This window comes from Companilactobacillus furfuricola (assembly GCF_003946325.1).
Taxonomy (GTDB): domain Bacteria; phylum Bacillota; class Bacilli; order Lactobacillales; family Lactobacillaceae; genus Companilactobacillus; species Companilactobacillus furfuricola.
In genome coordinates this window covers 1-9,161 of sequence record NZ_RHNT01000073.1, presented here as the reverse complement: position 1 = coordinate 9,161, position 9,161 = coordinate 1, and the positions used below count along the sequence as shown (strand labels likewise).

General features: G+C 39.3%; 9 protein-coding genes and 1 pseudogene. All 10 read left to right on the top strand.

Annotated features, from left to right (window positions below; all coding sequences use genetic code 11):
* The first annotated feature begins 382 nt into the window (after positions 1 to 382).
* Positions 383 to 931 carry a DNA-3-methyladenine glycosylase I gene (locus EKM78_RS11935; protein WP_125772502.1) on the top strand — a complete coding sequence of 183 codons (549 nt, stop codon included), beginning with the start codon at positions 383 to 385 and terminating at the stop codon, positions 929 to 931.
* A 42-nt stretch (positions 932 to 973) separates the two neighbouring features.
* Positions 974 to 1,465 carry a hypothetical protein gene (locus EKM78_RS11930; protein ID WP_125772500.1) on the top strand — a complete coding sequence of 164 codons (492 nt, stop codon included), beginning with the start codon at positions 974 to 976 and terminating at the stop codon, positions 1,463 to 1,465.
* A gap of 1 nt (position 1,466) precedes the next feature.
* Positions 1,467 to 2,285 carry an ATP-binding cassette domain-containing protein gene (locus tag EKM78_RS11925; protein ID WP_125772498.1) on the top strand — a complete coding sequence of 273 codons (819 nt, stop codon included), beginning with the start codon at positions 1,467 to 1,469 and terminating at the stop codon, positions 2,283 to 2,285.
* Complete coding sequence (locus tag EKM78_RS11920) at positions 2,275 to 2,949, top strand: hypothetical protein (protein WP_125772496.1); 675 nt, start codon at positions 2,275 to 2,277, stop codon at positions 2,947 to 2,949. The genes EKM78_RS11925 and EKM78_RS11920 overlap by 11 nt, the downstream gene beginning before the upstream one ends.
* A 77-nt stretch (positions 2,950 to 3,026) precedes the next feature.
* Entirely contained in the window at positions 3,027 to 3,551 is a 525-nt protein-coding gene (locus EKM78_RS11915; RefSeq protein WP_125772494.1) for a GNAT family N-acetyltransferase, read from the top strand.
* 108 nt (positions 3,552 to 3,659) lie between these two features.
* Positions 3,660 to 4,829: a metallophosphoesterase family protein gene (locus EKM78_RS11910; RefSeq protein ID WP_125772492.1), complete on the top strand. Its 1,170-nt coding sequence runs from the start codon at positions 3,660 to 3,662 to the stop codon at positions 4,827 to 4,829.
* A gap of 11 nt (positions 4,830 to 4,840) precedes the next feature.
* Positions 4,841 to 6,748 carry an asparagine synthase (glutamine-hydrolyzing) gene (gene asnB / locus EKM78_RS11905; RefSeq protein ID WP_125772490.1) on the top strand — a complete coding sequence of 636 codons (1,908 nt, stop codon included), beginning with the start codon at positions 4,841 to 4,843 and terminating at the stop codon, positions 6,746 to 6,748.
* Positions 6,749 to 6,787: 39 nt separating this feature from the next.
* A complete protein-coding gene (locus tag EKM78_RS12880) occupies positions 6,788 to 6,958 on the top strand; it encodes a hypothetical protein (protein WP_164507346.1) in 171 nt (56 codons plus the stop codon).
* A gap of 703 nt (positions 6,959 to 7,661) precedes the next feature.
* Positions 7,662 to 8,491 (top strand): annotated as a pseudogene (locus EKM78_RS11900) (aldo/keto reductase).
* 199 nt (positions 8,492 to 8,690) lie between these two features.
* Positions 8,691 to 8,924 carry a hypothetical protein gene (locus EKM78_RS12875; protein ID WP_164507345.1) on the top strand — a complete coding sequence of 78 codons (234 nt, stop codon included), beginning with the start codon at positions 8,691 to 8,693 and terminating at the stop codon, positions 8,922 to 8,924.
* Positions 8,925 to 9,161 lie beyond the last annotated feature (237 nt).

Below are 9,161 nucleotides of genomic sequence, written 5' to 3'. Positions count from 1 at the left end.
TGTTGGGCAAACTTATCCTGCATTTCCGGCCTATTAGTCGATTCTTGTACATCAGCTCAGTACTTTGCTTTAGACTTCCTTCAGATTCCACCTCGCGGTGGACACCCTTGTCCTCAACTCGTGATTCCGACTACTACGGCTCACAGTGAACTTTCATCACCTAGCTAACGCCCATGCCGAGCGCACCCAAATTTCACTTGGCAATTTTATTGCCTAGTGAAAGACCAAGTTTTGAGATACCTGGTGGTTTTCCAGGTAGCTCAAAATTGCGTCGGCAGCGTTCCAGTCCCATATAGCGCCCCGACCCGGAACCGGCATTGAACGCACAACCAAACTACTACCCCGCACCAAAACAACAAAATTAAAAACAGAGGTAACTATTATGCGCTGCAACTGGGCAGAGAATACTTTTCCAGAAATGGAAGCATACCACGACAAAGAATGGTGCAAACCAAGTCACAACGAACAATACTTCTTCGAAATGCTAACACTTGAACTGTCCCAAGCGGGCCTATCCTGGTCCACGATAATAAAACGAAGAAACGGCTACCGCAAAGCCTTCGCCAACTTCGACTACAATAAAGTAGCGAAATACGACCAAGCCAAACAAGAACAGCTCAAAAATGACCCTGAGATCATCAGAAACAAGCTCAAAATTGCTGCTACCATTAATAACGCTCAAAAAATCGTGGAAATGCATCAAAATGGTGAAAAATTTTCCGATTATATTTGGAACTTTACTGACGGCCAAATTATCGACCACCATCTACAAAACCAGGAAGATATGATGCCCCAAGATGAGCTGTCGCAACGTATTAGCAAGGATCTGAAGAAACGCGGATTTCGCTTTGTTGGACCGACCATCATTTATTCTTTTTTGCAGGCAGTTGGAGTTATTAATGATCATTTGGATCAATGCGATTTTAAATAAAACGATTTTTCAGTATAATGTAAGCTAACTGGAGGAAATAAAATGAATTCTGAAACTATTAGTGAATTTGGCGAATGGCTCGATGATAACGCCAGCAAAATTGAAAGCAACTCGGTGAAGTTTGATGCGCAACGAGTATATGCTGTGATCGATAACTTGGAGATCTTGAGAAAACCAGTTCAAGAATACTTTGATATGACTGAAGAAGATTACTATGAAAACGAGTCAGACCACCGTTTGACTTTGCAAAATCCTGACGCTAAATTGAGTGAATTGAAAGATCGCGTGCTAGTTAACCATATTGATGGTTCATTAGCCGACCATGATGTGAACTTTACTTACAATCATGAGAACCCATTTCCAGACGGCCAATACAGTCCAAAAGTTGATGTTGACCTCGTTAACTATTCTTTTGTTGTGATCGGTGCTGTCTTTGCTAACACGATCGTTGCTGATATTAGAAACTCTCTTTCAAAGGATGCGATCCTTTCGGTTGCTTTAGCAGCTAAAGCTATCGCTGATTGGCAAGGCTAAGATGGATCTGTTATCAGTTAGGGATCTATCATTTGAAAGAAAAGGTTACTTTGCATTTAAGCATGTAACCTTTTCTTTATCTCAAAACCAAGCTATCAACATCGTGGGTGATGCTGGGTCAGGTAAGACATCACTGTTGGAAACGATCCTGGGTTTGAATGAATCAGACAGTGGGAAAGTGACTTTGACATCGGGTGCTCGGATCGGATTTATGCCACAACTTGAAAAAGAAGATATCGATTTGAATGTTGGTGATTATTTAGAAGAAAATCGTCAACTAGATGGCAAGCTAGCTGTTGCTTCTGATCAGTTGAAAGATATGGCAGCTTTTATGGGGCTGCGTTCATTGATCGATCGTCCGGTCAATACTTTATCTTTAGGGGCTAAGCAAAGAGTGAGTTTTCTTTGTGCAATTGCCAAACGGCCAAATATCTTGATCTTAGACGATCCTTTTTCTTTTCAAAATAGCTTTTACGCCCACAATATGGTCGAAATTTTTAAAGACTTACAAGATCACGGAGCAGGGGTGATCGTCGCCACGCCGATGCGAGATACGATCATCGGTAGCTTTTTTGACGAACGTTATCTGCTCAGCGGTAAAGCTTTGACAAGTCTGCCAATCGATCGGAGTGCGTATTTGATGTCATTTAAAGCCACGAAAGATTCAATGGCCATCACGAAAGATATTGCTCACTTTGCCACGACAACATTCAATAACGTGATCGAAATTAGGGCTCCGTACGATCAAAAAGAAAAGATACTGCATACGATGTTGGAAATGAACTATTTGTTTGAAGGGATGGTCAGCCTTGAAATTTAAATTACTATTCAGCAACTTTTCTAAGCTCTTGATGGATGACTTAGTCTATCCCATCTTTTTAGGCTTATTAATTATTTTCGAACTGTTTTTCAATTTGTTGATCGACAGTGACAAAACAGTGAAATTTCCTAGTATTATCATTTTGAACTTTTTCTTTGCCTTGATCATTGCTATGTATTTTTTGCAAAAGGATACTCGGCAAAATCGCTATTTAAAGCAACGGATCAATGACTATTATTTATACGCTAGCACGCAAATGATCGTGTTGGTCGTCTTCAATTTAATTACGGCATTAGTTTCGGGGATTTTTACGTTCTTATTTTCGGCATCTCCGGCCGCAAATGGTACTATGATATTAGTGTTGATGACAACCTCTTGGATCGCAACGGCAATTGCTTTTGCTTGCCGTTCCCAGTGGACCAGTCATAAATATATCGCTGCAGTCAGTTTGTTAGTGATCGTTTTACTTTCATTAGCAGACAGCAACAATAGTATTTTGCATTTTATCAACTGGGTCTTACCACCAGTATCTAATCTAGTGGTGACCTTCCAAGAACATAGTAATATGGTCGCTTTGCTGCCGTTAGTCATAAGACAATTCGTTTATGCACTTATCCTTTTCGGCATCAGTTTGTTTTTCAATAAAAAGAATTATGCGAAGTGAAATAAAAAGCTTGCCATTACACGTCCTTTTTGTTTAAATATCGGAATGAGTAATTTTTAGATTATGGAGGTCGTAAGATGAGTAACGTTTATCTACGTCAAGCTAGAAGTGAAGATTTACCAAAAGTATTCGACATTATTTCCGGTGCGAAAAAAACACTTAGAGATCGTGGCGTCGACCAATGGCAAACAGGCTATCCTGATGAAGCAATCTTGAAACAAGATTTAAATGATGGAATCAATTATGTAATGTTATTGGACGGTGAAGTTGTGGGAACCGCAGCTTTGCAACAAGGGATCGAACCTAACTACGAGAAGTTAGTTAATGGACAATGGGACAAGGATTCCAATAAGGAATATTCAGTAATTCATCGAATCGCTGTTGAACCAGGGCATCAAGGCCAACATTTATCAGCTGCTTTAATTCGTCAATTATTGACTATTTCTTATCAACTAGGTTATTCAGATGTCAGAATTGACACACACCCTGAGAACTTAGTTATGCAACATGTCATTACAACTAACGGTTTCGTTGAAAAGGGCGAGATCAGCATGGAAGAGGATGAAGGTGTTCGCAAGGCTTATCAGCTTCTTTTGCACTAAAATGCGTGTATAATCATATTTATAATAAAACCATCTTTTATGATGGTTTTTTTGTTTGTCCAAGTCTAAAACATGATAAGATTTAGTCGATTAGGAGATTAAAAAACCGTGAAAATTAAATTTTTAACTAAAAAGTTTTTAAAACCGAAACCATCTGAATTTATCTCTGTTCAAACAGATAATTTTTTGAGAAAATTAAAACCGAGACCATTTTTTACAGAATATATCGAGCAAGTTTTCAGAAAAAATGTTGCACCTAATTTGACTGACAATTGTTTGACTTTATCAGTGCTGACCGACACCCATGAAAAGGCAGTTGCTAGCTCGTCTTATTATGGTCTCAATGGGGTTCGTCACATTATCGAAGCTAATAAGGCTTGCGATTCATTGCCAGTGGATTACAATATTCACTTAGGCGATTTGATCGACGGTAGCGATAAACCAGAAATTAGTCGGGGCTTGCTCCAATTCACTATGGAAAATTACCAAAAGAGTCAACGGCCTTTTTACGTTTTAGAGGGCAATCACGATGAAAATGACAAATATGATGAGCACAAGTTCATCACCTCAGCTTCATTTAGACGTGATGACTATTATAATTTGGTCACCAAACCTGGATTTGCCCAGCCTGAGCTCAAACGTCTAAGTCTCGGATCAAAAGTTGCTTGGATCGACAAGGGAGATATTAGAGTAATTTTCTTGAATACTAGCGACATTCCCTATATCCTAAATGGCGGGACCAAGAAGTACGACTTCAAGAAAGTCAGAGGTATCCGCGAGCAACAGATCCAAGATCTGATCACTATTTTAGAAAAAACGATCGATAAGCATGTGGTCGTATTCGGCCATGCTAACTTGATCAGTCAAAGTGGACGGTCGGCGTTAAACTTTAATGGCGACCTCGTCCAAAAGATTTTTACTAGCTTTAATAATAAGGAAACAGGACAACTTAAGAACGAATTATCCGGCGATTTTGGAGTTAATGTTCGATATAACTTTACTGATACCGGTATTTCGAAAATTTCCAACTATATTTGTGGACACATGCATTACGAAAAGTACTACAAAGTTGGTGGAATTAATCATATAATATTAAATTGTTCGGCCTTGATGGGAAAGAAACACGGCTTAACAACTGATTACAATAAGAAATGGGATCGCCGATATAATGAGATTTCGGAATTAGCCGGATATTTCATTAATATCAATCCCGATAAAATGCTGCTACAAATATTTGGATATGGTGCAGCAACTAGATTCGTAAGTTTTGAAATTTAAGGAGAATTAATATGTGCGGTATCGTCGGTTTCGTAGACAAGAAAATTGCTGACAAAAAGCCAGTTATAGAAGCTATGATGGATACGATCAAACATCGTGGTCCAAACAGCTCGGGGGAATTAGTTAATGAGGATACGGCGCTAGGTTTTCGTCGATTGAGTATCATTGATATCAACAGTGGTATGCAACCTATTTACAATGAGGATCAATCCAAAGCCATTATTTTTAACGGAGAGATCTACAATTACCAAGGTATTAGAAAAGAATTGATCGAAAAAGGTCATACTTTTACAACTGAAACAGATACGGAAGTCTTGCTTCATGGTTTTGAAGAGTGGGGAATGGAAGAATTACTCAAGCGGATCCGTGGTATGTTTGCTTTTGTAATTTACGATCTAAAGACTGGTGACATTACCGGTGCCAGAGATTTCTTCGGTATCAAGCCACTTTATTATTACAATAAAAACGGTACATTTATTTTTGGCTCTGAGATCAAGTCATTTTTGAAGCATCCAAACTTTGTTAAAGAGCTTAACAAACAAGCTTTGAAACCATACTTGACCTTCCAATATTCAGCATTGAATGAAACATTTTTCAAGAATGTTTTCCGCATTCCTGAAGGCCACTACTTCACTTTCCGTAACGGCAAGTTGCAGATCAAGAAGTATTGGGATGTTGATTTTAAAGAAAAGCACCTTAGTTTAGAAGATACAGTTAAGAAGATCGATGAGACTTTGCGTGATTCTGTTAAAGCTCACGCTATCAGTGATGTTCCCGTTGGTTCATTGCTTTCAAGTGGTGTGGACTCAAGTTATGTCACAGCTATCTTGAAGCCTCAACACACTTACTCGATCGATTTTGATACGAGTACTTATGAAGAAGGATCAGCTGCCAAAGAATTAGCAGCTACCTTAGGTTTGGAAAATACTCGTGGTATCGTAACGGCTGATGAAGCTATGAAGTCGATCCCACTGATCCAATATTATATGGATGAACCTGATTCTAATCCTTCTTGTGTGCCACTTTATTTCTTAACTAAATTAGCTAGTCGTGACGTGACAGTGATCCTTTCTGGTGAAGGTGCTGACGAGTTGTTCGCCGGCTACGCTAACTACGGTTACCACTCACATTCAAAGACCGTTCGAGTAGTGGCTGAAGAGTTGAAGAAGTTGCCAAAGGGCGTGCGTTACAAGTTAGCACACGGCTTAAAGAAGCTTCCTAACTTTCCTGGTAGACTCCACTTATATGAGTCAACTGCTAAGGCTGAAGAGTTCTTTATTGGTCAAGCTAAGGTATTTAGTGAACAAGAAGCTGCCAAGGTGGTTAAACCAGATTTTGAAAAGTCACGTTCGGTTAAAGAAATCGTTATGCGTAGTTACCGCAAGGTAGCTGATTATCAAGATGAGGTTAAGAAGATGCAATATCTTGACCTTCACCAATTTATGGCTAACGATATTATTTTGAAAGCTGACCGGATGAGTATGGCTAACTCGATGGAATTACGGGTGCCTTTCTTGGATAAGAAAGTTGCTGAACTTGCTGAAACGATCCCTACTAAATATTTGTTGAATAGTAAGGATAGTAAGTATGCTTTACGTGTGGCCGCTGAGAGAGCCTTGCCTAAGGCTTGGGCTAAACGTGAAAAGCTTGGTTTCCCAGTTCCTATTCGTGACTGGATCCATACTGAAAAGGTTTATAACGAGATGCATGAGTTGTTCAGTGCTGATTTTGCTGGAGAATTCTTTGATCAAGATATGATTTTGAAGATGCTTGATGGATTTTATAAGGGTGAAAACGATGATCGTCGTAAGATTTGGACGATTTATACTTTCTTGATTTGGTATAAGGTTTACTTTATTAATGATGGTGTTAAGCCTGATATTGATCCACAGGTTAAAGTTGCATATAGTAATAAGTAGTTTTGTTGAGCTTTCCGTTGTAGATGCGGAAGGCTTTTTTTGTGTATAGATGTAAGAGAGCCATGGCAGACAGAAGCGTTTTATTTTGCTGGATTGGTGTTAGTTTGTTTGGTTAGCTGGGGTGTGGGGGGTGGTATTTTGGTGGTACGTTCAATGCCGACTCCGGGGCCCGGGGATACAGCCACTGGAACGCTGCCGACGTCGATTTGAGCTCATCGAAGAAGACCACTTCGACGATCTCAAATACGAGTCTTCCTCTAAGCTCCTTCGTCGCCAAGAGGAATTTGGCGGCTGAGGGCTGTATCCCCGGGCCCCTCCGTCTAGATGGAGACAATATCTCCCCCTTGTGTTTGAGATTTACCGACTTTTTTGATCAAATTGGCACTGTTTGCGCGTCCTATTTCTCACATGTCTATCTCAGGTTTTATCTATTCTGGTGGGGAGTAGGTGCTTCCTTATTTTGTTGTCGTTTAATTTCTATCATACTTACTTATTTCTTTTTCGGTTCGCGGGACTAAAGCTCCGCTCATTTTTGATTCATTTGTACATTGCTGTTTTGGTTTTTCTTTGTTTTGTTTGTTCTATAAGAGTTGATATCCTTTTTGTTCGCTTGCTTTTGCATCTTGCTCGCGTGCTCGTTCCTCGCACTCTTGCCTTGTTCTTGGATTGAATTTTTTCTCTATTTATTTGTTTCTTGCTCAAGTATTCGTTCCTCATACTCTCGCATTGCTTGGTTGCGATATCTTTTCTTTTTTAGATAGATGTTTTTTTCCGGTATTTTATATTTCTTTTCTAAATGATTTGTTGTTTTGAATGTGAGATGGATTTTGCTTGTTTTTCTGAGTGGGGATTACTGGTTATTTTTTTAGGATTAGTGATATCCTTATCTTGAATATGGAAGAGGAGGACTTTTATGGAGACTTATACTTTGAGAGATGGACTGAAGCTTCCTAAGGTTGGCTTTGGTACTTACAAGTTGAACGGAGCTCATGGGGTTTCGGTTATTGATTCGGCGATTGATCAAGGTTATCGTTTGCTGGATACGGCTTTTAATTATGAGAATGAGGGTGCTGTTGGTGAGGCGGTTGAGCGTTCTTCGGTTCCTCGTTCGGAATTGCTGATTTCTTCAAAACTTCCTGGACGTCATCATGACTACCACGAGGCTATTGATACGATCCAAGAGTCACTATATCGAGCACATTTGGACTATTACGATCTTTACTTGATCCACTGGCCAAATCCTAAGGAAGATCATTATGTTGAAGCCTGGCAAGCTTTAATCGATGCTCAAAAATTTGGCCTGATCAGATCAATCGGTGTGTCCAACTTTTTGCCAGAGCATCTTGATCGATTAGAAAAAGAAACCGGCGTTCTGCCCGTAATCAATCAAGTAGAATTGCATCCATACTTTAATCAAGAGCAACAAAGAAAATATGATCAAGAACATGGCATTTTGACTCAAGATTGGAGTCCGATCGGCCGTGCCAGTGAAATGCTTCAAAATGAAACATTGAAAAAATTGGCAGCTAAATACAACAAAAACGTCGGCCAGCTCATTTTAAGATGGGAAGTTCAACTAGGAACACTTCCAATACCAAAATCATCAACTCCAAGCCGTCAAAAAGGCAACATCGACATCTTCGACTTCAACATTACAGAAGAAGACATGAAAACCATCGATTCCTAAGTTCCAAAGACGGCAGATTAAAAGATCAAGATCCAAGTTACTATCAAGAATTCTAGAAACGAAAAGTGCAATTGGTACAATGTGACATTGTCCAGTTGCACTTTTTTTGTAGAATGGACCTGAAATAAGGATAAAGGGTCCAGCATGAAAAGAAATAAGAAATAAATTATAAAAAATAAACAAACTAAATTTTTAATGCAATTAAGCCACGTTATCTAAATAAAAAAACAAGAAAATCAAAAAAATCACACTAAAATGATTCAAGAGTGCGAGGAACGAGCTCGCGAGCAAGATGCGAAAGCAGGAGAAGAAAAAAGATATCAATGCTTATCTAATCAGCAAAAGAAAGAAAACCATAACAGCAATGTAAGTCAGGAAACAAAAATGAGCGGAGCAAAGTCCCGCGAACCGAAAAAGAAATCATTAATCAAGAGAGAAAATATATTGAAACAAAGCAAGGAAGCTCCTACTCCCCACCAGAATAGATAAATCCTGAGATAGACATGTGAGAAATAGGACGAGCAAAAAGTGCCAATTTGTACAAAATAAATCGGTAAATCTCACCACAAAGGGAGGATATTGTCTCCATCTAGACGGAGGGGCCCGGGGATACAGACCTCAGTACCCAAATTCCTCTTGGCGACGAAGGGGTTCTTGTTGTACTTTGGTTAGCCATCAAGAAATTCATCAAGATCTAGGTTGCCTGTTGATTCCAAAAAGACTAGT

Excerpts from the sequence above, each read along its gene's own strand:
- EKM78_RS11935 (WP_125772502.1), top strand. The coding sequence starts at position 383 with ATGCGCTGCAACTGGGCAGAGAATACTTTTCCAGAAATGGAAGCATAC.
- EKM78_RS11930 (WP_125772500.1), top strand. The coding sequence starts at position 974 with ATGAATTCTGAAACTATTAGTGAATTTGGCGAATGGCTCGATGATAAC.
- EKM78_RS11925 (WP_125772498.1), top strand. The coding sequence starts at position 1,467 with ATGGATCTGTTATCAGTTAGGGATCTATCATTTGAAAGAAAAGGTTAC.
- EKM78_RS11915 (WP_125772494.1), top strand. The coding sequence starts at position 3,027 with ATGAGTAACGTTTATCTACGTCAAGCTAGAAGTGAAGATTTACCAAAA.
- asnB (WP_125772490.1), top strand. The coding sequence starts at position 4,841 with ATGTGCGGTATCGTCGGTTTCGTAGACAAGAAAATTGCTGACAAAAAG.
- EKM78_RS12875 (WP_164507345.1), top strand. The coding sequence starts at position 8,691 with ATGATTCAAGAGTGCGAGGAACGAGCTCGCGAGCAAGATGCGAAAGCA.